Origin of the sequence: Angelakisella massiliensis (genome assembly GCF_900104675.1) — a bacterium.
In the GTDB taxonomy this organism is placed as follows: Bacteria; Bacillota; Clostridia; order Oscillospirales; family Ruminococcaceae; genus Angelakisella; species Angelakisella massiliensis.
Window position 1 is genome coordinate 1,174,691 of record NZ_LT629945.1, and the last position, 22,104, is coordinate 1,196,794.

The window sequence follows — 22,104 nt, forward strand, 5'->3', positions numbered from 1 at the left end:
CTGATGATTTTGAACTGTTAAAAAGGGATAAAAGCAGCAGAAAAAGGAGCTGCTGATCCATATAAAGAGGGCCCATATTGAATCATGACCTTTTCGGGGATCTGCTCCTTTTTTGAATCATGGCTTCAAAAAACCTTGCGCTGATGTAAAAAGCCAATTTATTCGTCATCCGTACAGCGGCAGCGATATTGTCGCTCCATATAGGCTACAGCTTGTTTCAACCCATCTGGAGATAAGGGAAATTCTCTGGTTTTTTGTATTTCAGCCCGTTCAAAGCATTGTTCACCATGCCATAAGGAGACGATCAGTGTTTCATCCTTGGGCACTATACGATATCGAAATTGCTCCAGGCTGCCTGTGTAGGTATTGCCAAACTGGAAATAGTCAAAATCCCGGACCTCAAAAAGTGTGTTGTTCAAGATTGTTCCTCCAATTTTCTTTGAGAAAGAATATAGTATTTCAGCAGCTGTCCCAGGCGGATTAACTGCACTGATTCGTTGGGGCTCCATATGCGGGAAGAACGCAGGGAATCCAACCCGATGATCATTTCCAGATTCCCATCTGAAAAGCGATGCTGTAATGTCGCCTGGGTTTCAGGACAAAGCCGACAGAGGGCATCCCATGTTCTTCCTTGGTTATCAGACACCTTTGAACAGGAAAAGATACCCAAAGAATCAAAACGATTCCCATCACGCCACCAGCTGTCTGCCAAAAGGGCCTTCCACGGCAGAGAAGACGAGCTGCGGGAACAGAGCCGGACCGGCGAATGAGCCGGTGAAAGCTCAGCCAGCCATACCCGCTCTACTTTCCAGTAAGCAGCAGCCTCTGCCAAAACCAGCTGAAGAGCTTTGCTCATGCTGTCTGCCTGATCAAGCAGTTCTAAACAGCGGGACAATATGCAGCCATGGCCTCCATCAGAATTGCTGCTGAGTGAATGAGACCAATTTTGCTGCGGGTTGTGTGATGCCTCCTCTTGATAAACCTCATAGCGGAACCGGCCATTTTTTTGGCCCGATACAATGCCTTGTCCGCTTTTTCATATAAGCTGTGAAAATCTGTGCCATGGGTGGGATACAGTGCCAATCCAACACTGCATTCCAGCTGAAAGCCTGGGTGGCTCTCAAACAGAACCTGGCTGCGGAAGGTTTCACAGAGAACAGCGGCTTTCTCTTCCGCCATTGCTTGGGAAGGAATATCCTTCATAAATACAAGAAATTCATCTCCGCCAACCCGCCCCATAATATCGGAGGGATGAAAAATCCTCCGCAGAACCTGGCTGAACTCCAGCAATACCGTATCGCCGAATTGATGACCATAGGTATCATTGATTCCCTTAAAATGATCCAGATCCATCATCAGCAAAGCGTGCTTTTTTTCACCGCCATATTCTTTAAGGTATTGAGAAATGGCATCGTTAGTGGAGTGCTTGTTCAAAAGACCAGTAAAGGTATCCTGTTCTGATAAAGCCCGCAAATGCTCACTTTCCCGTTTGGATTGGTCAATGTTCCTTAAAATCCCCAGGATTTGTATCATCCTGCCGCTGGCATCTCTTTTTACCGCTCCATGGCGGATGCGGTACCAGGAATATTGTTCTCCATTCATAGGAAAACGCAGCCTCAGTTCAGTGGGAGCGGAATAATGTCCCATACAGATGTGATGAATTTTTTGTGCGTCTTCCGCAGCCATGATACCACTGGAGGGGAGTGTGGCCAGAAAGTCCTCTACCACTAAGGAGTAATCTTTTTGGCCATTGACCCGTTCCATATCCCCGTACAGCACCAATATGTCCCGGTGCAGGTCATAATCATACAGCAGGTCTTGTGTATATTTGCAAAGAAGCTGATAGCGCTGCCGCTCTGTCTCCAGCTGCTGGATATTCCGCGCGTTTTCTGTGATATCCCATGCGGTGATACACACCAGCAGTCCGTCTTCCTCCGTTTGCAGCAGCTGCCGTGCGGCCATCAGCCATTTGGTTTTTCCGGTGCAGATGACGATGGAAAATTCACGTAGCTCTGCCTGACCCTGAGCAGGTGGAGAGGGCGGAAAAATCCACTCCCAGTCCCCGGGAGCAAGATTGCCGGGGAGGAGGTCTGAAACAGCTGAGACAACTGCTGAGTATCGCATTCCAGGAGCGCCAACATTCCCCGGCTGATAAACTGAGGAGGAAAGGGAGAATGGTAGCGGTAAAATACCACTCCGCCCTGCATGGTATCCGCCAGCATTTCCAGGCGCTGATCCGCCTGCAGCAGCTGTCTGTTCAGCCCTTTCAATGTGGTTGCGTCCATAAATATGCAGTCATACACCTGCTGTTGTGCAGAGAGGGAAGTGCAGGTGCCGTAAATGTATAAAATAATGGGTACACCATCATTGCGTATAGCGGTAACCGTCTGCTCAACGGAAGTGCCTGGCTCAACGGATTGAGAAAAGCACTGTAAAAAACGTCCCTGATGACCTGTGGCAATGACAGTGAGAAAATCCGTTCGCACAGATAAAGGAAGATCGTCCTTGTAGCCTAACAAAGCAGCCAAATCACGACTGAAAGCCAGTAAGGAACAGCCCTTTCCGTTGACGATCAGGGTACCGGCGCCGCAACTGAAAAGCTTATCCATAAAGGCGTGGTTCCGTAAGAAAACATTTATGTGAGAGAATCGGCGTAGTTTAGGCTACGCCGGTTTTCTTTTCTTTTTGGGCTGCTTGGGATTGCTCCCTTGCTTCCTCAAAATCAAATGCACCAATGAAGTTATAGACAATCTCAATTTCTCTGACCTTAATGCGCGGCTCGTTCTCGTCCGGCGTGTAAACCTCGGAGATATAAATTTTATCCATAAACTCCCGGAGAATGGAAGCGTCAAGCTGCTGCATATCGGTGTACTTTCTGACCGCTGCAATGAACTGCCTGACGTTGACTTTCTGCTTCTCCTGTTCCTTGACTTCCTGCCGCAGATGTTCGACAAGATTTGTAAGGTTGGTCTGTTCCAGCTCATAGTCACGGGACAGTTTGATGAAACGCTCGTCGGAGAGCTTGCCGGAAATGTTATCCTCATACAGTCGCTTGATGATAACATCCAGCTCGGCAATCCGCTTTTGCGATTGCGCCAGAGTATCTTTCTTTTGTGCCAGCTCCTTGTCCCGTTCCCGCAGGCTTTGATCTGCGGCCCGCTGCACAAAGTCGTCCTCATACTGCGTCACATACTGAATGGCTTCCCGCAGGTTTCGCAGCACGATTTCTTCAAGGACAACGCGCCGGATAGAATGGGTCGAACATAAAGTGCGGTCTTTACGGTAAGTTGAGCAAAGGTAATATTCCTGTTCAGGTTTGAAGTGATTGGCTCTGCACAAGTACATCTTTCCGCCGCAATCCGCACAGAACAGCAGGCCGGAGAACATACCCATGTCGCCCATCTTAGTGGGACGGCGGCGGCCTTGTCGGATTTTCTGGACGATCAGAAACACGCTTTCCTCAATAATAGGTTCCTGTGTGTTCTCAAAGATCACCCAATCCGCCGGATCATTCCACAATACTTTCTTGCTCTTGAACGATTGCTTAGAAGTTTTGAAGTTGACCGTATGGCCCAAATAGTCAAGGCGTTCCAAAATATGCACTACCGTCTTTGTTGCCCATTTATAAGGGTCAGTTGGCCGTTTAGATGTTGTCGGCAAGTCGTTTTCGTAGCAGTAAGCAACAGGCGAAAGAACTTTATTTTCTTGGAGCCATTTTGCAATTTGCGTCGGCCCCATGCCGTCCATGCACAGTGCAAAAATCTTCTGGACAACGGCGGCAGCTTCTTCATCCACGATCCACCGCTTCTTGTTCTCCGGGTCTTTCTTGTACCCATAAGGCGGGATAGTGGTGAGGTGTTCGCCGGAGCGTCCTTTGGATTGCCACGTTGCCCGGATTTTCTTGCTGGTGTCCTTGGCGTACATTTCATTGAATACGTTGCGGATGGCGGTAAACTCGCTGTCCCCGCGCACACTGTCCACACCGTCATTGACGGCAATAAAGTGGACGCCGTACTCTGGAAACAGCATTTCCGTATACATTCCGACTTGCAGATAGTTACGCCCGAACCGGCTCATATCCTTAACGACAACGCGCTTGATCTTGCCCGCCTTGATGTCGGCAAGCATCCGCTGGAATCCGGGCCGGTTGAAGTTGGTTCCCGAATATCCGTCGTCCTCGTCGTAGTGGCGGATGGCGGTATAGCCGTGATCCCGGCAATACTTTTCCAAAATCCGCTTCTGATTGCTGATACTGTTGCTCTCGCCGTCCAGCTTATCTTCTTGGGAAAGACGCTCATAGCAGGCGGTAATGCCCTCGGCTTCCTCCTGCGGCTGGCTGTGGACATAGAATTGCAGCACCGTGTTTTGGATAGCCGTCTTGGTTTCCTCGCTCAACGGCGCGTCATTGGATACGCGCTGAAAGGAAGTGACTGGCTGTTGGTACATTTGATTGTCAAGGTTCAAAGTAGTATCGTTATTCCGTGTCGCACGGGGGTTCCGTGCAATCACCATTTCCGGCTGTTTGCTCATAAGTTCCTCCTATTCCGCAGCCGGAAAACGAGGCATGATACAAGTATATTATACCATATCATGCCCCATCCGTCTGCTTGTAGGAAATGAAAAAATCTTTAATTTTTAAGTGGCTGCCTTGTTCAAATCGTTTTGGAGCAGCCGACGGATTTTCTTGACTGCGGTTTCTTTCGCGCCGTCTTTGACGGTCGCTTTCACAATATATCGAACGCCTCCGATCTCGTACTGACGTACAACGGGGGCGGTCTGGTTCTGACTTGTTACTGTACTCATACAGTAATCCCCCTTTCGCTTACATTGGTGTAAAACGAAATGGGCAGTACGGACGGCTGCTGGCACAGCTCCACGGGAATCTCACCCCGGCCCATGCTGATGGGTGCGCCGCGCAATGCTTTGAGGGCGTTCAACGCGGGAGTATCATTGTCTTGCCTGTACGTCGTCGCCCACAAGTTGCCACACTTGTTTTACAGCCCGGTTTGATCGCTCCGCTTTTTCCTACTGGAAAGCCTCATGGCGCACCTGCCGCACGGCTCGGCACAGACAGAATGTGTCCGTTTGCCCTATGATGCGCCGCTATATACGGGCATATTTTTCAAAGAACTGTGACGCCACAGACCTTTTGCTGGCGGGGAAAGGGTAAGCCGCTGCATCCAGCCGGGCGATTATCGTTAAACTTTAACGATAGCTTGGATCAACCTGATTTCTAAGCACCGCTTCATGTACTCGTCCACGCATAAATGAGGATAGCCGTCCTCGTCATAGAGCGTCCGGGTACACAGACAATTCATGTAATTGTCATAGTACCGAAGCAACCGTTCTACGGCTTGGGGATCGCCTGCACGGGCGGACACATACACTGAAAGGGGCAAAGGCTCTTTGCCTTTGTAGGCAGGTTCTTTCATCCGCGTCAACCTCCTTCCGGCATGAGCGCCATCAATTTTACACGCAACTCTTTCAGTGTTTTTGTCCTGTGGCGCTGGACGGCGCTGCGGGACATCCCTGTGAGGCTGGCGATCTCGCCGTCTGCCATATCCAGTACGCAGTACAGGATCAAAATGCTTTGTTCCTGTTGCGGCAGGTCGGCAAAAGCGTCGGCCACAAGCTCGTTGTCGATATGTAAATCGTACCCATGAGAGCTAAACACAAAGCTGTCGCTGGGATAGCGGTCTACGGTGCAGAGCTTGTCCAACTCATGCTGCGGCAAGTCGCTGAACATCGTTTCACGATCTCTTTGACGCTTCATATTCCGCAGATAAGCCCGTGCCTCGTTCTTCAACACTTTTTTGCAAAAGGCATCAAACTGGCCTTGTCCATAGTCGCGGGGGATAGCTTCCATCATTTTCACCCCCTTTCTGTTGGGGGATTGGGTGTTTCTCTCCCTTTCCGCTACTACTAATCCTGCGACACCCTTTGCTGCCCGCTGAACGCCTCCTTTTTGGACTTTTTTAGAAAATTTTCCAGAGCAAATTTGAAACCGCAGGAAAAGACAAAATTCGCCCGGCAGGTCATAGACCCACCGGGCGAAAATTAAATAGATATGAAGTTTGCTTACATGGTATAGTTCATGCTGTTGGCCGGAGCTGACCCCTGTTGGGTACAGACTTTTTTTAATAAGCTATGCTTTTGAAAAACAGGACATATCAGCATGGCGGCTTCCTCCGTGGGCCGCCGATCCTGTGCCGGGCAAAGAAAAGCGGCGGCCTTGATTTCTCAAAGCCGCCGCTGGTTTTATAGGCGTGTCAAAAGGGCTGCTGTACGACGGCTTTTTTTCTTTTTGCCGTCGTCCGGCAGATTGTTATTCAATATTCAGTTCGATGTTTCCAGTAAAGTCCTCACACGCAATGCCGATATAATTTCCACCATCAGGAAGTGTAATTGTGTCACTATAAGTTCCGGTTGTTTCAATCAAAGTGACCGCTTCATCCGATCCAGAAGTCCAAAATACTTTTGCAGTACCTTCCGTAACCTCCAAAGTGCAATCAATAGACAGCTCCTTACCGGCTTCTCTCTTTATGGAAGTTCCTCCGAACAAATACTCTGTATCTGAAAAATTCTCATAATCAGCCGTATAAGTTCCCGTGTAATCATCAATCCCTTTTTCTTTTGTTCCCTCCAAAGATAACTTTCCTGTAAGCTCTATGGCCCCAGCCGACTGAATGATGTTATTATAATGATCGAGAATTTCATCTTTTGAACAGCCAGACAGCATAAAACTTCCCACAAGAATAAGTGCTAATGCTAAAACTATTTTCTTCATAAAATTATCACCAACCTTTCTTTGGTGCTGCCTTTTTAGTCTTTTTCTTTGTTTGGGTTGCTTCTCGCTCGTTCATGCACAAAATCAAGATGGCAGAAATAACGACGGCAAGCACAAGACTGCAAGAACAGGTTCCGATATTCCAGTTGACTGCGGCATCATAGCTGCGGTAGCCTACCATTCCAAGACTTGCGGTAATTGGATAGAAGTTTGCTAATGTCATATTTCCTGCGGCAAACATCCCTCCGTATCCGTAAACAAAAGCAATGATTACACCGACTAAAAAGCTGCCTGCTCTCCGACAAGTAAGAGCGATAATTGGCAGAACCGCAAGATATAAAAAGAAATTAACTGCGGTAATCTGCAAGGTTGCTTTTAGTGCCAAGGAAATCTCAAAGCCGGGAAATCCTACAATTATTTCCGCTATGATTGTAAACAGACTGCATATCAGCCCAAAAATAACAGACAATACGCCGCACACAATCAGTTTTCCGATCAGCAGTTTCTTAAAAGAGATTGGCACAGTCAGAATATTTTTCAATGTGTCATCCGTCTGCTCACGAGAAATCATATATCCGGCAATCAGGCTGATACACATTGGAAAAATCATGGACATATTATTTTTGATGACCTGTTCTGTAAGATAGGCGAAATCCCAAACAGAACCATCATTCGCCATAGAGGTAAACAAGGTCAGCAGGACGGATAGGAGCATGAGCGCAACGCCCGCCCAAAGGATATGATACCTTTTCAATTTATAAAATTCTGTTTTTACAATGCGAACCATGTTTATTCCCCCCTTTGCTTATATAGTCTGTCAATCAGTAAGAACGAAACGATTGCCATGACCCCAAGAATGAGTACAACTTGAAATGTTGAAGGAATTAGCCCAGTCATTTGCTCCAAGTCCATTTTTATACCATGGGCCGCCATATCTCCCGCACTCCAAAATGTAGTCAATGGCGTGGGCAGAAGCCATAATATGGTTTTAGGCAGTGTGTCAAACAATGCCGTAGCACTCATGTTCAGAACGCTATAAAAGACGCACAGCAAAATGGAAAAAACATAGGTCTTACTAAAAAAGACAACAAGAACAATCAACGGGAGTGTTCCCGCCGTAATGAAAATTCCTGTTTCAACCGCTAAAAACAACTTATAGCCTATTCCATAAACTTCCAATGTTCCGAATCCGCAGATAATTGTTACAACGGTAGAAGCAACACAAAAAACAATTCCAAAGAGAAACAGGACAATAATCTTTGCAAGCACCATTTGCGTGCTGGTTACGGGAATTGTACGCAGATTTTTGAATGTATCGTTGTCGCGTTCCATAAAAAATAGGATAGCGGCAATCACTCCGATAATGCAGGGCAGTAAAAACTGGATACCATATCCCAACACCATATTAAAAAGTCCGTCGAAAGCATCTGCCTGATCCGTATATCGCTCCATCATAGAAGGTGTTGTCATCAGATAGGTCAACGGGATCGGAAACAGGAAAGCAGCCAGAATAATCAGAGGAATAAATTTCTTCCGTTTCAATTTCAAAAATTCGCATTTGATTAGTTTAAGCAATTCCTTCGCCCCCTGTCACACGCTTGAAGTAATCTTCAAGACTTTCTTCACAGGTATGCGCCTCCGATACCTCCAATCCGTTTTCTACAAAGGCAGTTACAATTTTCCCCACAGGCAGATCAAGGTTGTGCAGGCGCAGATTGTGGTCGTCCTGTATGGAAAAATGGTTTTCATGGAAAGTACGTTCCAAAATTCTTGCTGCCTGTGCAGTATCAGAGAGCGTAAACCGGATATGCTTACTGCTTTTTTGCTCCAACTCAGCAAGGCTTTCTTCTTCCAGCAATGCGCCGTGGTCGATAATTCCAATATCGTCAGCCAGCAAGGAAATCTCCGAAAGAATGTGACTGGAAATCAAAATGGTTTTTCCTCTTGCGTCGCAAAGTTCCCGAATGAAGGAGCGTACTTCTGCAATACCGATAGGATCAAGACCGTTGATCGGCTCATCCAAAATCAAAAGTTCCGGATCGTGCATAACAGCAAGGGCGATGGCAAGCCGCTGCTTCATACCAAGAGAATACTGTGAAAAGAGCTTTTTATCTTTGTAGGGCAGTCCCACCAAATCCAGAGCGTCTTTGATGGCATGATTGTTTGGCACGCCCCGCAGGGTAGCAAAGATACGCAGGTTCTCTGTGCCGGTCAGATTGGGATAAAAACCGGGGGACTCAATTAGGCTGCCGATACGGGGCAACAACTTCTTTTCGTTCCCCTGCAAAGATTTCCCCCAGATTTTGACCTCCCCGGAAGTCGGCTTCGTTAATCCCAACAGCATTTTCATGGTAGTGGTTTTTCCGGCTCCGTTGCGACCCAGCAGGCCATAAATTCTCCCGCGCTTCACATGGATATTTAAGTCAGCCACACTCTTTTGTGAGCCGTATTGCTTCGTCAGATTTTTTGTTTCAATGATATAATTTGTATCCATATTCAAAACCTCCTGTTCTGTAAAGTATTCTATCACTCCAACCTTGCATTAACCTTGCCGCAACCTTGCATTAACCATGCAATTTGAACCCGGCAAAATGACAAAGGTTCCCGCCATAAAGACGGGAACCCACTTAAATCTCCAAAGGAAAATGCAACATAAATGTAGTTCCTTTTCCCGGAAAACTTTCAACCGTTATGCTTCCACCCATCTTTTCTACAAGCTGATGGACAATAGAAAGACCAAGACCGCTGCCTTTTTCAGACCGGCCTTTATCACACTTATAAAGCCGTTCAAATATGTGCTTCAAATCTTCTTTCTCAATTCCCACGCCATTATCCGCCAGCAGCAGTTCCATGTTATTTCCCTTCATTGATAGGGCGATTTTGATTTTGTCCGCATGGCTGTGAGCGATTACATTTTGAATGAGGTTATTGATGATCCTCATATAGCTGTCCATATCCAATCTTACCCGAACTGGCTGTTCAGGAATATCAATATCATAATCAACCTGTTTATCCTCAAAAATAGGTATCCAGTCAATCAGGATATTTCTTGTCAGCTCCGCGACCTCAACGCTCTGGATTTCCAAAGCGAACTCGTTGGAATTTAACTTGAACCAGTCAAAAAGCACATCAATGTATTCTTTCAGATCGTGGGCTTTCCGGCGGGCGGTTTCGATATAATCATCCCGGTCTTTTCCTGTGACAATCCCCTTATGTGCAGCATCCAGATACCCGATCAGAGTGGTAAGGGGCGTCCGAACATCGTGGGAAAGGCTCGTCATAAGCTGGCGGTTGGTTTCTTCTGCCTGCCGTACAGTCGAAAGTCTGCTTTCATAGGCCACAACAATCTCATTGATTTGATAGGCAAGAGGGGCTACCAGTTCATTTGTTGCAGACAAGATGCGCCGATTACCATTTCCATTTTTTACATCCATCAGAGCATCGGTCATTTCTGCTATTTGCTTTTTTATGCGCCGAACGAGGATGATGGAAGTCAGCACAGCCAAAACAGCAATTAAAATGGAAAAGAAAATGATGATCTCCATACTGGCTAAACCTCCTTATTAAAGCGGTAGCCAATCCCTTTGACCGTCTGGATATACTTTGGACTGGAAGGATTGACTTCCAACTTTTTACGAAGTCGGCTGATGATCGCCATAATGTTGCTATCATCATAGAAATATTCTTCGCCCCATACTTCCTCATAAATCTGCTGTTTGGTCAAAATTTTCCCTTGATGTTTTGCACAGTATAGGAGCAGATCAAATTCCTTTGGCGGAAGTTCAAAAGTGCCATTTGCCGTCGTAACAGAACGATTTTCAAGGTCAATCTGCAATCCGTCAAAATTCAGTTTTTGTGTGGTTCCGGCTTGCTGATTAAAACGAGTGTAGCGGCGAATGAGGGAAACAATACGAGCAATTAGTTCATCCATATCAAACGGTTTTGTCAGATAATCGTCCGCCCCAGCCCGTAAGCCCCGCACTTTAGAAATACTGTCATTTTTGGATGTGAACATCAAAATCGGCAAGCTATTCTCTTTACGGATTTCTTCCAGCGTTTCAAAGCCATCCATACCGGGCATCATCACATCCAGCACCACAAGCTGATACTCCTGCTCTTTTAATTTCTGCAAGCCCTCTTTTCCGGCAGTACAAAAATCGGCTTCTATATTTTCCGATTGTACGCTGCGCTTAATCAAAGCACACAGTTCTCTGTCATCATCTATAATCAAAATTTTATTCATAGCGTAGTTCTCTCCCTTGTTTTGTCCGACCATCAATCGGCTTCTCCGCAGTTTTGGGGATCAGCCAAACACCAGCCATTTTGACAGCACCGGGGATGCGTCCGTCGGTGCAGTAATAATTTATCTGTCGGGACGAAACGCCCCATTTTTCGCTTGCCTCTTTGAGCGTCATGTAATCCATGTTCACACCTCCGACAATCTATTCCATTATATTTCATTTACTCGAAGAATACAAGGAACAGAATATGAATTATAGAGTGTAGAGGTGTCACAAACGATATGCTGAACACGAGAGCTGAAAAGCCCCTCCTGTCTACGCATTTAGGGTACAAAAAGCTCACGAAAATCAAGGCTTTCTGGCGGTGGTCGGTGGGGGGACAAAATGATTTATCAAACACTTGCCGGAACAGGCTTTGAAATGCGTAGAATAAACCCATAGGAAAACGCCGGGCGCAGGGCCAGCAGGCCGCCGCGTCCGGCGCTTTCTTATGGGCTGTTCAGGATGGCCCGGATTAGTCTGCTTTGCAATCGGCGCTTCATGTACTCGTCCACCCGCACATGGGGCGTACCATCCAGATCGTAGAGCGTCCGGGTACAGAGCTTGTCCATGTAGCCCTCATAGTACCGTAAGACACGCTCCACGGCCAGAGGATCACCGGCGCGGGCCGCCTCGATCACAGACAGGGGCAACAGCTCCCGCCCACAGAAAGTCGGCTGCTTCATTTCGGTTTCCTCCTTTCATCCTCCAATCGTTTCCGCAATTCGTTCAGGGCCTTGGTGCGGTGCCGCTGGACGGCGCTGCGGGACATTCCCACAAGACTGCCGATCTCGCCGTCTGCCAGTTCCAACACGCAATGTAGGATCAAAATGCCTTGCTCCTGTTCCGGCAGACTGGCAAAGGCAGCGGCCACCAGTTCGTCCCGGATATGCAAGGTATAGCCATAGGCCGTGAATAGGAAGCTGTCGCTTGGGTATTCGTCCACTGTGCAGAGCTTGTCCATTTCTTGCTGCGATAAGGCGCTGAACTCGGTTTCCCGGTTCCGCTGGCGGCCCAAATCCCGCAGGTGGGTTCTGGCCTCGTTGCGGAGAACAGTTTTGCAGAAAGCGTCAAACCGGCAGCGTTCTCCATAACCATCAGGAGTGTACTTCATCTTCTCACCCCCGATCTGCGGGAGAATGAGAAGCCGGGGCCGGTTGCGTCGCCCCCTGTGTCTATGTTGCTGCGGCAGCTTCGGCCCGCACCGAAAAACCGCAGGAATCGACAAAATTCGCCCGGCAGGTCGTAGACCCACCGGGCGAATATGAAAGTGTTATGATGTTTTCTTACATAGTATAGTTCATACTGCTGGCCGGAGCTGACCCCTGTTGGGTACAGGCTTTTTTTAATAAGCTATGCTTTTGAAAAACAGGACATATCAGCATGGCGGCTCCCTCCGTGGGCCGCCGATCCTGCGCCGGGCAAAGGAAAGCGGCGGCCTTGATTTCTCAAAACCGCCGCTGGGATTTGTAAAGTGAGCGCACGAAAGTAACCTGCCTGGCAACGGTTTTTTTCTTTCCCCGTTGGGCGGGGCAGGCTGTTGTCGCTTATTGAGATAAAAAAGGAGCCGATAACCACAAGGGGATCAGACCTTGTGTGTTATTGGCTCTGCGTCTGTGCGTCTGGCTCTTTGATAACAGATATATTCAGTTGTCGTGCGGAGATCAATGTTTCATGCTTGCATTTGGGACAGTACAATGGGAAGTTTTCAAGAACTGTATCTTCTCGTATTCGTACCCTTGTTTTAGAGCCGCAGACTGGACACAATATCCATTTCTGTATCATTACTTTGCACCTTTTTGCAATGAATAAATAGCGTTCTATAATTCTTGATATAAGTGCTGACCTTTTTTGTCCACCCACGCCACCATTGTTAAAAGCAGCAATAGAATAATTGCACAGGCAAGCCAACTCCCCATAAACAAGGCGCTTGGGAAAAATCTCAACAGCAGATATGCCGTTCCACAGGTAACTACAACTCCGATCAAGGCCGTCAAAATTGCTGGTAGACTTTGCTTGATAATATGGGTGACATTCTCCCATTCAAAATTTGGGAAAATGAGATTTAAGATGTAGCCTATCATTCCGATCAGCACCGAACATAGCAAAGGAAAAGCATACCCCAGCATAGCTTTAGGGAAAGACCATTGCAAATACAATGCCATAATGGTATTCAAAACAAAAATGGTCGGTACAGACATTGAGAGATGGTGTAGCAGCTTTACTCGAAAGAGGCACTTTGCCGCAATGGGTAAGGATTTCAGTATTTCAATCTGTTTTCCCTCGATGGAAATGCTGACATAGGTTGTGCAGGATATTGTTGTCAAGATAGAAAAAGCATATATGAACAGCACATCATAATCAGCAAAAGGCACCTGAAAATATTCGGCCAACTGATAAATGTATGGCGTGATCTTATCCGACATTAAAACAACCAGCAGAACAAAGACCGCAGCAAAAAGCAACCCGCAGGCAGTATTGGTTAGATATACTGGAAGCGAAAAATAACGTGTGCGCTCTCTTTCTAAAAGAGCAGATACCGGGCTGTGCTGTTTCGTGGTTTGTTTGTTCCAATCAACGGGCTGACTTTTTGAGCCTTGTATCGCGTCATTGCTATACCAGTTACGAAATATTTTGATTAGACCATAGAGCAGAGTAACGCCTATCAGGAATACCCCACCGAAGTATATGCCTATCAACAGATAGTCCCCGTTAAGCAATCGGTGAATATACTGGCCTGCATAAAGTGTAAAAGTCGAGGTAGAAATAACATCCCCAAAATTTCCAGCAGCTATATCTGGGAATTTGCAGAACATGAAGATCATAAACGCAAACAAAATCAGGATAGCCGCCGCTGCCTTTAGTCGGGCAATACGAGCAGAGGAATTTTTCAAGATGCGGTAAATCTGTGTTCCGAACATTGTTCCCAAAAGGCCGGGAATGACAGGAAAGAGAATTGTTATTCCAAGCACAATTAGATAAAACGGAAATCCCATACCTGCGGTTAGGCCAAACAGCACCATCATAGGAAGCAGCAGCGCCACAGTAAGAGCGACTTCTACCATAAACAGGACAGTCAATTTGGAGAGTATCAATGTACGCAGCGGAATTGGAAGTGCAAGCACACTGTCAATATTAGTATCACTAAGGAGCAGACCACTTCCCCAAAAAATACTAATCGCAATATTAAGGATCACGCAGATCAGAACCATAGGAACAACAAGTTCTGTCACTACTTCCTCCAACGACCACGCAATAGAATAAATGATTTTCAAGGAGTAAATCAGGTATGCAAGCAATCCCATTAGGATCATGGCTATAAACATATACAAAGTGATCGTTTTTGTGCGGTTCTTTGTATCTGCATATCGAAGCTGATTGGCATGAGATAGCTGCAAAAGATTATTCCTTAGTAGGGGTAACAGAAATTTCATCGCCATTCATCTCCATAAATACTTCTTCCAAACCCTTTGTCCCAACGATTTCTGTCGTCCTGCCGGAATACAGTAATTGTCCATGCTTAATAACAGACACTTTATTGCACACCTTTTCTACCACATCAAGAATATGGCTTGAAAACAGAACGGAATTTCCACTTGCACAGAGTTCTTTCATCTGCTCTTTCAGGATCACAAATGCTTCCGGGTCTAATCCAACGAAAGGTTCATCCAATATCAGCAGTTTAGGCGTGTGCGAAAAGGCGGCAATCAGCGCAAGTTTCTGTTTCATGCCGTGGGAGTAAGAGGAAATCAAGTTATTCAAATGCGGCCCCATCTGAAAAGCTGAGGCCAATTTCTCGAAGTTTTGTTTCCGCATCTTGGACGGTACTTCGTAAATATCACAGATAAAGTTGAGATACTGCAATCCAGTCATATACTCGTCAAGCTGGGGATTATCTGGCACATACGCCATCTTCCGCTTACAAGCCATCGGTTCTTTGAGGACAGAAGTTCCATCCAAAAGGATTTCTCCCTCGTCGATGCCGATGATACCTAAACAGGCTTTCAATGTTGTGGTTTTGCCAGCTCCATTCTTTCCGATGAAGCCCATTATGTCGCCATCTTCCACGACAAAACTAAGGTTGCTTACAGCCTTTTTCGCACCGTAGCTTTTGGATAAGTTCTTGATTTGTAACATAGCATTCCTTGCCTTTATTTAGAAAAAATTCAAAATGACATTCAAAAAAATAACCGTTCCGCCACCAAAGTTCTTGTTGGGGCAATTCACTTCATCCCCAAATAGATCATGATGCCCGTTGCTACGAATGCAACAACAGTCATGATATAGTACATATACGGCTTTGCATTCTCTTTCTGGCTGACGGTAAAGCCAGAAATGAGGTTCAGCAGGACACAGGCCACGGGAACGCCGAACACTACAACATTGCGGGGCCAGAAAGAATTTGCTACTCCGGCAGAATCAAAATGGATGGGGACAGACTCCGGCAGGCGATTATAGAAAGCGAGAAAGACTACCAGCGTCAACGCACACAAAACGGTGCTGATAACAATATGCTTCGTTGCAGATTTCATAAGTATTACCTCCTTTAGTTGCTTTGTTTCCTCTTAAAAAAGAGGACAAGTGAATAGACCAACGGGACAACGCCAACCAGAAAAATGATTAGCGGAACGGTTACAAAAATAAGATTGTGCAGCGGATGCAGAATGCTGACAATACCAGCCAGTATCCATGTATAACTGCCCAGCCGATGCGTCTTGTACCAGCCTTCTTCATCATTCAATAGCCACGGAAACTTTAGTCCGACATAGGGATTGATGTGGTTTTTGGGAAAATAATTGCCACTGACAATAAACAAAATACCAATAAAAACATACCAATAAGTATCTTGCATGGTCTTGGCAGGAAACAGTACGGAATATACCTGCGGGATCAAATATACAACTCCTGCAATCGGCATAATCCATTTGCCCAAAGACACTAACGCCTTGGCTCCGTTTGTCGAAGCAATTTTGATATTAAGCGCAAGGTTCAGAACAATATTCAGCAAAACGGCAATCACATAGAGCAGAATATAGTTTTCGTTACTGGCCCCGCCCATGTGGGACAGAGCGAATGCTACGATGGACAAAATAATGCAAATTGTACTTGTCAGAAACAAGGTTCGTTTATTTTTGGGGTTCATCTTTATCCTCCTGAAATTGCATAAGCCACATAACAACACTTTCAAATACCGATGTATTGATTTCATAATAGATGTATTTCTGATAGCGCGTTTCAAAAATCAAATCAGCCTTTTTTAGAGTAGAAAGGTGGTATGAAATAGTGGCATTAGTCAAGTCAAATTCTGCGGCAATTTCACCGGCTGACATCTTCCGTTTTTGTTTTAGTTTCAGCAATATCTCCCGTCGGACGGGATCGCTTAATGCTTTGAAAATATTAGGTAAACTCACAGTGCTTTCACCTTTGCCTCTGTTATTTTGAAAAATCTCTAAATGATATTTTCATTGTAGCACAATAGGAAAAAAAGTCAACACTCATTTTGAAAATTCTCTAAATGGCTTTTGGGGATCATAGATAGCTCTGTAAGCAAGGATGATGTATTAGGGCTTTTTTAGAATATAGCAGCGCCACAAACGATGTGCTGAATGCGAGAGCTGAAAAGCCTCTTATGCATTGCCATAATCAAATAGATATGAATTATAAAGTTTAATCTAACTGCATATAACAACATTCCATTGGAATACTATGAACTATACAATGTAAATGGGTGATGTTATATGGCGAATATTGAAGATTGCCCCGGTTTTGAAACTTTTGGCGCGGACGTAAAAGCAGCGCGGAAAGCAAAGCGTCTGTCGCGCAAAACAATGGCGGAGATCATCAACGTGGACGCCCGGTATCTTGCAAATATCGAGAACGACGGAACGATCCCCAGCCTGCCGGTTGTTATACAGCTTATCAAAGAGTGCGGCTTACCTGTGGAACGGTACTTCAACCCGGAAATCATGCGGGAAGAAAGCGCACAGAGGCAGCGGATCAGCCACAAGCTGAAACTTTGTCCAGAGCAGTATTTACCGATCATCGAGGGAGCGATTGACGGGGCTATTCAAATCAACAATCCCAAAAAGAAAAAGGAAACGGGGGATGTGTGAAAGCATCCTCTGTTTTCCGTTTTGCCAGAGGGCCGCAAGGCTCTCTTATTTTTTTGCCCTTTTTGCAGAGAAATCCCGCATTTTGCGGGCAGTTGGACGTGTTGGGAGCGTTTTAGTAGCGGAGAAGAAGAAACGTAGCAAGCATAGGAAGTGTAGCCACACTTCCGAAAACCGGCCCGCCCCTGTCCCTGCGGGCCGTGGCCGGTTGCTTGTTGGGGAAAGCCCCAAACCCCTGTTCAGAAAGGACGGTGAATGAATGGCAAACCGAACACGAAACATTGTGCTGCGCGTCCCTGTGACGCAGGAAGAACGGGCCTTGATCCAGCAGAAAATGGCCCAGCTCCACACGAAAAACTTTTCCGCCTATGCCCGGAAAATGCTCATTGACGGGTATATCGTCCACATGGACACCAGCGACATCCGGGCACAGACCGCCGAGCTGCAAAAAATCGGCGTCAATGTCAATCAGATTGCCCGGCGTATCAACAGCACCGGGACTGTGTACGCGCAGGACATTGAGGACATCAAAGGGGAGCTGGCAAAGATATGGCAGTTACAAAGATACATCCTATCAAGTCAACGCTGAAAAAGGCGCTGGACTACATCGAGAACCCGGACAAGACCGAGGACAAAATGCTGGTGTCCTCTTTTGGCTGCTCCTATGAAACAGCGGACATAGAATTTGAAATGCTGCTGGCGCAGGCCATCCAGAAAGGCAACAATCTGGCCCACCACCTGATCCAATCCTTTGCCCCCGGCGAGGCCACGCCGGAACAGGCCCATGAGATCGGCAAGCAGCTTGCCGACGAAGTGCTGCAAGGCAAATACTCCTATGTACTGACAACCCACATCGACAAGGGCCACGTCCACAATCACCTGATTTTCTGTGCTGTGGATATGGTGAACCACCGCAAGTACAATTCCAATCGGCAGAGCTACGCCTATATCCGGCGCACCAGTGACCGGCTGTGCCGGGAACACGGTTTGTCGGTGGTACAGCCCAGCCGGGATAAAGGCAAGAGCTATGCGGAATGGGATGCCGGGCGCAAGGGCAAGAGCTGGAAAGCCAAACTGAAAGCTGCCATCGACGCCGTAATCCCGCAGGCCAAAGACTTTGACGATTTTCTCCGGCTCATGGCGGCGCAGGGCTATGAGATCAAGCAGGGCAAATTTATCTCGTTCCGCGCCCCCGGACAGGAACGCTTCACCCGCTGCAAGACGCTGGGCGAGAACTACACCGAGGAAGCCATCACCAGCCGGATCAAGGGGCTGGCTGTGGACAGAGGCCCAAACCGGCAGCACAAGGGTATCACCCTGCGGATCGACTTGGAGAACAACATCAAGGCCCAGCAGAGCGCGGGCTATGCACGTTGGGCGAAACTCCAAAATTTGAAGCAGGCCGCAAAGACAATGAACTTTCTTACCGAGCATGGCATAGAGCAATATGCCGAGCTGGAAAGCAAGGTTATTGAGATCAGCGCGGCCAACGACGAGGCGGCTGCGGCCCTCAAAGATGTGGAACGGCGTCTTGGGAACATGGCGGTGCTGATAAAGAACCTCACCACCTACAAGCAGCTCCGGCCCGTGGTGCTGGAATACCGCAAGGCCAAAGACAAGGCCGCGTTCCGGCGCGAACATGAAAGTCAGCTCATTTTGTACGAGGCTGCGGCAAAGGCCATCAAGGACGCCGGGATCACAAGGCTGCCCGATCTGGCCGCCCTGAAAGCCGAGTACCGGGAGCTGGACAAGCAGAAAGCGCGGCTGTACGAACAGTACGGCGAAGTCAAGCGAGAGCTGAAAGAATACGGCATTATCAAGCAGAATGTGGACAGCATTTTGCGGGTGACGCCGGGAAAGGAGCAGGCACAAGAGCTATGAGCATACCGAGAATGAATTACCCTCAATACCGCAAGGCCCGGAAGCTGACGCATGAGTGCTGCAATTACTGTGACGGGAACTGTCTACTGCTGGACGATGTCGAAGAATGTGTTTGTGTTCAGAGCATTTCCTATTCGCTGCTGTGCCGGTGGTTTAAGGTTGCCGTCCTCCCACTGGACGCGGCCCTGTACGCCGAGATCAGCAAAAGCCGGGACGAGGTGAAACGCTGCGCCGTATGCGGGGCCGTGTTTACGCCGAAGTCCAACCGGGCCAAATACTGCCCGGATTGCGCGGTGCGGATGCGCCGGAAGAAAGAAGCCGAACGGCAGAGGAAAAGATACCTCCTGTCTACGCATTTAGGCCGGTGAAAACCCAGCCGTGACAAGGCTTTTCCGGCATGGTCGGCGGGCAGGCAGGACAGATTATCCAATCCCCGCCAGAACACACTTCTAAATGCGTAGAAAGCAACCCATGAGAAAGCGCCGGACGCGGCGGCCTGCTGGCCCTGCGCCCGGCGTTTTCTCATGGAACGATATTATTCAATCTTACTTTTAGTGCCTTTCCGTTTAACCTGAATAGCTGCCAATACAATGAAAAGTAAATAGACCAAAATGGAAATTATAGATGCTTCAATACCAAAATCACCGCCAGATATTAAAAAAGACTTGTTATCCAGTATAAAATTGAAAATGGAACTACTGTCTGCTTCATTTCCTATATGCAAAATTCCTCCTATGATAACTATATTCCAAATACCATGAACGATAGCACTATTCCAGATAGAGTTGCTTCCATAGGCTATCAGAGAAAACAATACCCCAACGATGCTTCCAGCAATTAGAAGTTGAATAATACTTATAAAATTGAGGTCATTTCCGATAATATGAAGTAGCCCAAAAAGAACAGATGGTACTATAACGGCAATTTGTATGTTGAACCTTTTTTCCAGACATCCCATGATTATGCCCCGAAAAATCAGTTCCTCCACAATCCCTGTTGCCAGTCCATAAAAGAAGATGGCACCAGTAATTGTTGCATTGCGATCTGTGGAATTAAAAGTATTGATCTCCCAATGTCCGCCGAGCAGTATTGCAATTAGCAAAACCAAAGCAGGCATTGTCAAAGCTGATATTATCCAAACCGCTTTAACCTTAAATCGAGGAATTTTTAATTCGAGTAAAGACGTTTTCAATAGCTTTTGGCATAATAACTTGGTTCCTAAGAAGGCGAACACACAATACAGCACTCCTGCAAAGATATTGCAGATAGCAGGTGTCACGCCTATATTTAGGGGTAACTCACTGATTGAAAATGAAAGTATTTGTGCGACAGTTAAAATGATTATAGAAAGTACGATTGCAACAGTAATTTGCAATGAAGTAAATTTTATATGCTCCATTTTATGTATCAACCTTTCTCAATGACTTTGCAACAAAAACTGGAAAGCTACTGAAAAGAAATTCTCGCATTTGCTGTCAAATTTCTACCTTATTGTGTAGTGGTCGCCGGTTGAAAAAAACACTGGACGCAGGGCTGACAGGCCGCTATATCCGGCATTTTTTATTATATTATTGATCCAGTTTTTTCTTCCCTTTGCTCATAGACTTAATGATTACAATGGTGAGCTTCCAAAGCAACCATCCAATAGCAAAAATTACTGCACCAATCAAAATAGAAATAGGGAGAAAAGCTATCGCATTAGCAGAAAAAGCGCCGATGCTGATACCAATTTCTGTAATTTCGTATCCCATTAAATGAGCAACGAGCTTGATAATACCCGCAATCGGGCAAAGCACACCACTTACCATAAAGGCGATACCGCAAATACTGGTAATTGGCAAAACAAACATACCACCAATGCCTGCAAGACTGTAAAACGCAATTACGGCACTCAACCGACGCCAGTTAAAACCATTGTTTTTTGCAACAGCTTCCCCTAAATAGGCTCTTGCAAGTTCTTTCGGATTTCCCAGTCGCTCAATGATCTGTTCTGTGGAAGTACCGCTGGCCTGTAATTCAAGCATTTCGCTTTTAATCTCTTTGACAATGTCCACACGCTCTGATACAATCAGTGGTTTCAGATATTTTTCAATTTTTTCAAGATATTCGTTAAGGGATTTTTCCAGTTCCATTGTTTTATTCTCCTTTAATTTCATTGATTGCATTTAATAGATTATTCCATTCTTTAGACATTGCAGAAATATACTCAAGTCCTTTGTCCGTAATGGAATAATACTTTCTCGGCGGCAAACCCTCGGCGCTTTCCTGCCATGAGGATGAAACATAATCTTCTTTCATTAGCCGTCTAAGTAGCGGATAAATTGTATTCTCTTTTGCGGCCAAAATAGGATATTTTTCTAATGTGCTGATAATTTCATATCCATAGGACGGTCGCTGCTTTATCATTAACAGAATACAAAATTCAAGTGTCCCTCGCTTAATCTGGGATTTCCAATCGTCAATATTCATGTACTGTACCTCCTGCCTATATATCGTACTACACAGTATATCTAATGTCAAGAGTATATTCAAACAAACTTTGTATGTATCTTATCTAATAACTTAAAAACTCTATCTGTCTACGCATTTAAGCCGCTGAAAAACCCGCCATTTCGGGGCTTTTTCGGCATGGTCGGCGGGCAGGCAGGACAGGTTATCCAATCCCCGCCAGAGAGGACTTCAAAATGCGTAGGAAAATTCTTCTTATGGTGTTATTCCCGGCGCTTCTGTGGTATGCTCATAATAAAACTATGACAGGAGTGTTTAAGGGATGGCCGAACAGGAAATGTTGCTGGACAGCGCCACGATCAAGGCCGCCGTTGCAGGTGAGAAGTGGGCCACGGAAAAGGTGATCCAACACTACACCCCTATGATCGACGTGCTGGCCGTTGACGAAGATATGAAGCAGCACCTTATTCTGAAACTGCTGGAAGAACTGCCACACTTCCCGATGGGGCAGGCATAAAGAAAAAGAACGCCGGACGCAGAGGCACACAGCCCCCGCGCCCGGCGCTTTGCGATGCTTAGATCACTCTTACACTTTATA

Annotated in this window: 31 protein-coding genes; 5 read left to right on the forward strand and 26 right to left on the reverse strand. The window is 46.5% G+C overall.

The window, feature by feature from the left end; all coding sequences use genetic code 11:
* Positions 1 to 158 precede the first annotated feature (158 nt).
* The 23 genes from BQ5383_RS10935 to BQ5383_RS11035 form a co-directional block, all read right to left on the reverse strand.
* Complete coding sequence (locus BQ5383_RS10935) at positions 159 to 419, reverse strand: hypothetical protein (RefSeq protein WP_071431937.1); 261 nt, start codon at positions 417 to 419, stop codon at positions 159 to 161.
* Positions 416 to 856, reverse strand: a complete 441-nt coding sequence (locus BQ5383_RS10940; protein WP_139193408.1) for a hypothetical protein — start codon at positions 854 to 856, stop codon at positions 416 to 418. Before BQ5383_RS10940 ends, BQ5383_RS10935 begins: the two co-directional genes overlap by 4 nt.
* Before the next feature lie 23 nt (positions 857 to 879).
* A complete protein-coding gene (locus tag BQ5383_RS10945; RefSeq protein WP_071431941.1) occupies positions 880 to 1,962 on the reverse strand; it encodes a sensor domain-containing diguanylate cyclase in 1,083 nt (360 codons plus the stop codon).
* On the reverse strand, positions 1,962 to 2,609 hold the full coding sequence (locus BQ5383_RS21125; protein ID WP_071431943.1) for a hypothetical protein: 648 nt from the start codon (positions 2,607 to 2,609) through the stop codon (positions 1,962 to 1,964). Before BQ5383_RS21125 ends, BQ5383_RS10945 begins: the two co-directional genes overlap by 1 nt.
* A gap of 49 nt (positions 2,610 to 2,658) precedes the next feature.
* Entirely contained in the window at positions 2,659 to 4,530 is a 1,872-nt protein-coding gene (locus BQ5383_RS10955) for a recombinase family protein (RefSeq protein WP_235821970.1), read from the reverse strand.
* Positions 4,531 to 4,635: 105 nt separating this feature from the next.
* Positions 4,636 to 4,803, reverse strand: coding sequence for a transposon-encoded TnpW family protein (locus tag BQ5383_RS20395; RefSeq protein WP_083389936.1), 168 nt, complete (start codon positions 4,801 to 4,803; stop codon positions 4,636 to 4,638).
* 395 nt (positions 4,804 to 5,198) lie between these two features.
* Positions 5,199 to 5,432 (reverse strand): helix-turn-helix domain-containing protein, encoded by a 234-nt coding sequence (locus BQ5383_RS10960; protein ID WP_069988586.1) that lies wholly within the window; start codon positions 5,430 to 5,432, stop codon positions 5,199 to 5,201.
* Positions 5,433 to 5,437: 5 nt separating this feature from the next.
* Positions 5,438 to 5,866, reverse strand: a complete 429-nt coding sequence (locus tag BQ5383_RS10965; RefSeq protein ID WP_071431946.1) for a sigma-70 family RNA polymerase sigma factor — start codon at positions 5,864 to 5,866, stop codon at positions 5,438 to 5,440.
* Between the two features lie 459 nt (positions 5,867 to 6,325).
* Positions 6,326 to 6,787, reverse strand: coding sequence for a hypothetical protein (locus BQ5383_RS10970; protein ID WP_071431948.1), 462 nt, complete (start codon positions 6,785 to 6,787; stop codon positions 6,326 to 6,328).
* Between the two features lie 7 nt (positions 6,788 to 6,794).
* The gene (locus BQ5383_RS10975) at positions 6,795 to 7,574 is read right to left on the reverse strand and encodes an ABC transporter permease (protein WP_071431950.1); all 780 of its coding nucleotides are present in this window, start codon (positions 7,572 to 7,574) and stop codon (positions 6,795 to 6,797) included.
* Positions 7,575 to 7,576: 2 nt separating this feature from the next.
* Positions 7,577 to 8,362 carry an ABC transporter permease gene (locus BQ5383_RS10980; RefSeq protein WP_071431952.1) on the reverse strand — a complete coding sequence of 262 codons (786 nt, stop codon included), beginning with the start codon at positions 8,360 to 8,362 and terminating at the stop codon, positions 7,577 to 7,579.
* The gene (locus BQ5383_RS10985; protein ID WP_071431954.1) at positions 8,355 to 9,281 is read right to left on the reverse strand and encodes an ABC transporter ATP-binding protein; all 927 of its coding nucleotides are present in this window, start codon (positions 9,279 to 9,281) and stop codon (positions 8,355 to 8,357) included. The genes BQ5383_RS10980 and BQ5383_RS10985 overlap by 8 nt, the downstream gene beginning before the upstream one ends.
* A gap of 133 nt (positions 9,282 to 9,414) precedes the next feature.
* Positions 9,415 to 10,332, reverse strand: a complete 918-nt coding sequence (locus tag BQ5383_RS10990; RefSeq protein WP_071431956.1) for a sensor histidine kinase — start codon at positions 10,330 to 10,332, stop codon at positions 9,415 to 9,417.
* 5 nt (positions 10,333 to 10,337) lie between these two features.
* The gene (locus BQ5383_RS10995; protein ID WP_071431958.1) at positions 10,338 to 11,030 is read right to left on the reverse strand and encodes a response regulator transcription factor; all 693 of its coding nucleotides are present in this window, start codon (positions 11,028 to 11,030) and stop codon (positions 10,338 to 10,340) included.
* Positions 11,023 to 11,211: a helix-turn-helix domain-containing protein gene (locus BQ5383_RS11000; RefSeq protein ID WP_071431960.1), complete on the reverse strand. Its 189-nt coding sequence runs from the start codon at positions 11,209 to 11,211 to the stop codon at positions 11,023 to 11,025. Before BQ5383_RS11000 ends, BQ5383_RS10995 begins: the two co-directional genes overlap by 8 nt.
* Before the next feature lie 305 nt (positions 11,212 to 11,516).
* Entirely contained in the window at positions 11,517 to 11,753 is a 237-nt protein-coding gene (locus BQ5383_RS11005; protein ID WP_071431962.1) for a helix-turn-helix domain-containing protein, read from the reverse strand.
* The gene (locus BQ5383_RS11010; RefSeq protein ID WP_071431964.1) at positions 11,750 to 12,181 is read right to left on the reverse strand and encodes an RNA polymerase sigma factor; all 432 of its coding nucleotides are present in this window, start codon (positions 12,179 to 12,181) and stop codon (positions 11,750 to 11,752) included. Before BQ5383_RS11010 ends, BQ5383_RS11005 begins: the two co-directional genes overlap by 4 nt.
* Positions 12,182 to 12,666: 485 nt before the next feature.
* On the reverse strand, positions 12,667 to 12,852 hold the full coding sequence (locus BQ5383_RS20100) for a cysteine-rich KTR domain-containing protein (RefSeq protein WP_076944477.1): 186 nt from the start codon (positions 12,850 to 12,852) through the stop codon (positions 12,667 to 12,669).
* 35 nt (positions 12,853 to 12,887) lie between these two features.
* The gene (locus tag BQ5383_RS11015; RefSeq protein WP_071431966.1) at positions 12,888 to 14,501 is read right to left on the reverse strand and encodes a hypothetical protein; all 1,614 of its coding nucleotides are present in this window, start codon (positions 14,499 to 14,501) and stop codon (positions 12,888 to 12,890) included.
* Positions 14,470 to 15,204 (reverse strand): ABC transporter ATP-binding protein, encoded by a 735-nt coding sequence (locus tag BQ5383_RS11020; protein ID WP_071431968.1) that lies wholly within the window; start codon positions 15,202 to 15,204, stop codon positions 14,470 to 14,472. Before BQ5383_RS11020 ends, BQ5383_RS11015 begins: the two co-directional genes overlap by 32 nt.
* Before the next feature lie 86 nt (positions 15,205 to 15,290).
* Complete coding sequence (locus BQ5383_RS11025; RefSeq protein WP_071431970.1) at positions 15,291 to 15,599, reverse strand: DUF1648 domain-containing protein; 309 nt, start codon at positions 15,597 to 15,599, stop codon at positions 15,291 to 15,293.
* 14 nt (positions 15,600 to 15,613) lie between these two features.
* Positions 15,614 to 16,210, reverse strand: coding sequence for an SdpI family protein (locus tag BQ5383_RS11030; protein WP_071431972.1), 597 nt, complete (start codon positions 16,208 to 16,210; stop codon positions 15,614 to 15,616).
* On the reverse strand, positions 16,194 to 16,478 hold the full coding sequence (locus BQ5383_RS11035) for an autorepressor SdpR family transcription factor (protein ID WP_040342330.1): 285 nt from the start codon (positions 16,476 to 16,478) through the stop codon (positions 16,194 to 16,196). Before BQ5383_RS11035 ends, BQ5383_RS11030 begins: the two co-directional genes overlap by 17 nt.
* Before the next feature lie 327 nt (positions 16,479 to 16,805).
* Between BQ5383_RS11035 and BQ5383_RS11040 the strand changes: the two genes are divergently transcribed.
* The 4 genes from BQ5383_RS11040 (at position 16,806) to BQ5383_RS11060 (ending at position 19,426) form a co-directional block, all read left to right on the forward strand.
* A complete protein-coding gene (locus BQ5383_RS11040; RefSeq protein WP_071431974.1) occupies positions 16,806 to 17,180 on the forward strand; it encodes a helix-turn-helix domain-containing protein in 375 nt (124 codons plus the stop codon).
* A 256-nt stretch (positions 17,181 to 17,436) separates the two neighbouring features.
* Entirely contained in the window at positions 17,437 to 17,766 is a 330-nt protein-coding gene (locus BQ5383_RS11050; RefSeq protein WP_071431978.1) for a plasmid mobilization protein, read from the forward strand.
* Positions 17,727 to 19,058, forward strand: a complete 1,332-nt coding sequence (locus BQ5383_RS11055; protein ID WP_071431980.1) for a relaxase/mobilization nuclease domain-containing protein — start codon at positions 17,727 to 17,729, stop codon at positions 19,056 to 19,058. Before BQ5383_RS11050 ends, BQ5383_RS11055 begins: the two co-directional genes overlap by 40 nt.
* On the forward strand, positions 19,055 to 19,426 hold the full coding sequence (locus tag BQ5383_RS11060; protein WP_071431982.1) for a cysteine-rich VLP domain-containing protein: 372 nt from the start codon (positions 19,055 to 19,057) through the stop codon (positions 19,424 to 19,426). The genes BQ5383_RS11055 and BQ5383_RS11060 overlap by 4 nt, the downstream gene beginning before the upstream one ends.
* Before the next feature lie 167 nt (positions 19,427 to 19,593).
* Here the strand turns inward: BQ5383_RS11060 and BQ5383_RS11065 are convergent, their stop codons facing one another.
* The 3 genes from BQ5383_RS11065 to BQ5383_RS11075 all read right to left on the reverse strand — a co-directional run bounded on the left by BQ5383_RS11065 (position 19,594) and on the right by BQ5383_RS11075 (position 21,527).
* Positions 19,594 to 20,457, reverse strand: coding sequence for a CPBP family intramembrane glutamic endopeptidase (locus tag BQ5383_RS11065; protein WP_071431984.1), 864 nt, complete (start codon positions 20,455 to 20,457; stop codon positions 19,594 to 19,596).
* Between the two features lie 169 nt (positions 20,458 to 20,626).
* On the reverse strand, positions 20,627 to 21,190 hold the full coding sequence (locus BQ5383_RS11070) for a DUF1700 domain-containing protein (RefSeq protein WP_206671208.1): 564 nt from the start codon (positions 21,188 to 21,190) through the stop codon (positions 20,627 to 20,629).
* Between the two features lie 4 nt (positions 21,191 to 21,194).
* Positions 21,195 to 21,527 (reverse strand): PadR family transcriptional regulator, encoded by a 333-nt coding sequence (locus BQ5383_RS11075; protein ID WP_071431986.1) that lies wholly within the window; start codon positions 21,525 to 21,527, stop codon positions 21,195 to 21,197.
* Positions 21,528 to 21,828: 301 nt separating this feature from the next.
* Here BQ5383_RS11075 and BQ5383_RS11080 point away from each other — a divergent pair, with 301 nt between their 5' ends.
* Positions 21,829 to 22,023, forward strand: coding sequence for a helix-turn-helix domain-containing protein (locus BQ5383_RS11080; protein WP_071431988.1), 195 nt, complete (start codon positions 21,829 to 21,831; stop codon positions 22,021 to 22,023).
* Positions 22,024 to 22,104 lie beyond the last annotated feature (81 nt).

Coding starts and splice junctions, on each gene's coding strand:
- BQ5383_RS10940 (WP_139193408.1), bottom strand. CDS start 856: ATGAGCAAAGCTCTTCAGCTGGTTTTGGCAGAGGCTGCTGCTTACTGG.
- BQ5383_RS10945 (WP_071431941.1), bottom strand. CDS start 1,962: ATGGCCGCACGGCAGCTGCTGCAAACGGAGGAAGACGGACTGCTGGTG.
- BQ5383_RS21125 (WP_071431943.1), bottom strand. CDS start 2,609: ATGGATAAGCTTTTCAGTTGCGGCGCCGGTACCCTGATCGTCAACGGA.
- BQ5383_RS10955 (WP_235821970.1), bottom strand. CDS start 4,530: ATGAGCAAACAGCCGGAAATGGTGATTGCACGGAACCCCCGTGCGACA.
- BQ5383_RS20395 (WP_083389936.1), bottom strand. CDS start 4,803: ATGAGTACAGTAACAAGTCAGAACCAGACCGCCCCCGTTGTACGTCAG.
- BQ5383_RS10960 (WP_069988586.1), bottom strand. CDS start 5,432: ATGAAAGAACCTGCCTACAAAGGCAAAGAGCCTTTGCCCCTTTCAGTG.
- BQ5383_RS10965 (WP_071431946.1), bottom strand. CDS start 5,866: ATGGAAGCTATCCCCCGCGACTATGGACAAGGCCAGTTTGATGCCTTT.
- BQ5383_RS10970 (WP_071431948.1), bottom strand. CDS start 6,787: ATGAAGAAAATAGTTTTAGCATTAGCACTTATTCTTGTGGGAAGTTTT.
- BQ5383_RS10975 (WP_071431950.1), bottom strand. CDS start 7,574: ATGGTTCGCATTGTAAAAACAGAATTTTATAAATTGAAAAGGTATCAT.
- BQ5383_RS10985 (WP_071431954.1), bottom strand. CDS start 9,281: ATGGATACAAATTATATCATTGAAACAAAAAATCTGACGAAGCAATAC.
- BQ5383_RS10990 (WP_071431956.1), bottom strand. CDS start 10,332: ATGGAGATCATCATTTTCTTTTCCATTTTAATTGCTGTTTTGGCTGTG.
- BQ5383_RS10995 (WP_071431958.1), bottom strand. CDS start 11,030: ATGAATAAAATTTTGATTATAGATGATGACAGAGAACTGTGTGCTTTG.
- BQ5383_RS11000 (WP_071431960.1), bottom strand. CDS start 11,211: ATGGATTACATGACGCTCAAAGAGGCAAGCGAAAAATGGGGCGTTTCG.
- BQ5383_RS11005 (WP_071431962.1), bottom strand. CDS start 11,753: ATGAAGCAGCCGACTTTCTGTGGGCGGGAGCTGTTGCCCCTGTCTGTG.
- BQ5383_RS11010 (WP_071431964.1), bottom strand. CDS start 12,181: ATGAAGTACACTCCTGATGGTTATGGAGAACGCTGCCGGTTTGACGCT.
- BQ5383_RS20100 (WP_076944477.1), bottom strand. CDS start 12,852: ATGATACAGAAATGGATATTGTGTCCAGTCTGCGGCTCTAAAACAAGG.
- BQ5383_RS11015 (WP_071431966.1), bottom strand. CDS start 14,501: ATGAAATTTCTGTTACCCCTACTAAGGAATAATCTTTTGCAGCTATCT.
- BQ5383_RS11020 (WP_071431968.1), bottom strand. CDS start 15,204: ATGTTACAAATCAAGAACTTATCCAAAAGCTACGGTGCGAAAAAGGCT.
- BQ5383_RS11025 (WP_071431970.1), bottom strand. CDS start 15,599: ATGAAATCTGCAACGAAGCATATTGTTATCAGCACCGTTTTGTGTGCG.
- BQ5383_RS11030 (WP_071431972.1), bottom strand. CDS start 16,210: ATGAACCCCAAAAATAAACGAACCTTGTTTCTGACAAGTACAATTTGC.
- BQ5383_RS11040 (WP_071431974.1), top strand. CDS start 16,806: ATGGCGAATATTGAAGATTGCCCCGGTTTTGAAACTTTTGGCGCGGAC.
- BQ5383_RS11050 (WP_071431978.1), top strand. CDS start 17,437: ATGGCAAACCGAACACGAAACATTGTGCTGCGCGTCCCTGTGACGCAG.
- BQ5383_RS11055 (WP_071431980.1), top strand. CDS start 17,727: ATGGCAGTTACAAAGATACATCCTATCAAGTCAACGCTGAAAAAGGCG.
- BQ5383_RS11060 (WP_071431982.1), top strand. CDS start 19,055: ATGAGCATACCGAGAATGAATTACCCTCAATACCGCAAGGCCCGGAAG.
- BQ5383_RS11065 (WP_071431984.1), bottom strand. CDS start 20,457: ATGGAGCATATAAAATTTACTTCATTGCAAATTACTGTTGCAATCGTA.
- BQ5383_RS11070 (WP_206671208.1), bottom strand. CDS start 21,190: ATGGAACTGGAAAAATCCCTTAACGAATATCTTGAAAAAATTGAAAAA.
- BQ5383_RS11075 (WP_071431986.1), bottom strand. CDS start 21,527: ATGAATATTGACGATTGGAAATCCCAGATTAAGCGAGGGACACTTGAA.
- BQ5383_RS11080 (WP_071431988.1), top strand. CDS start 21,829: ATGGCCGAACAGGAAATGTTGCTGGACAGCGCCACGATCAAGGCCGCC.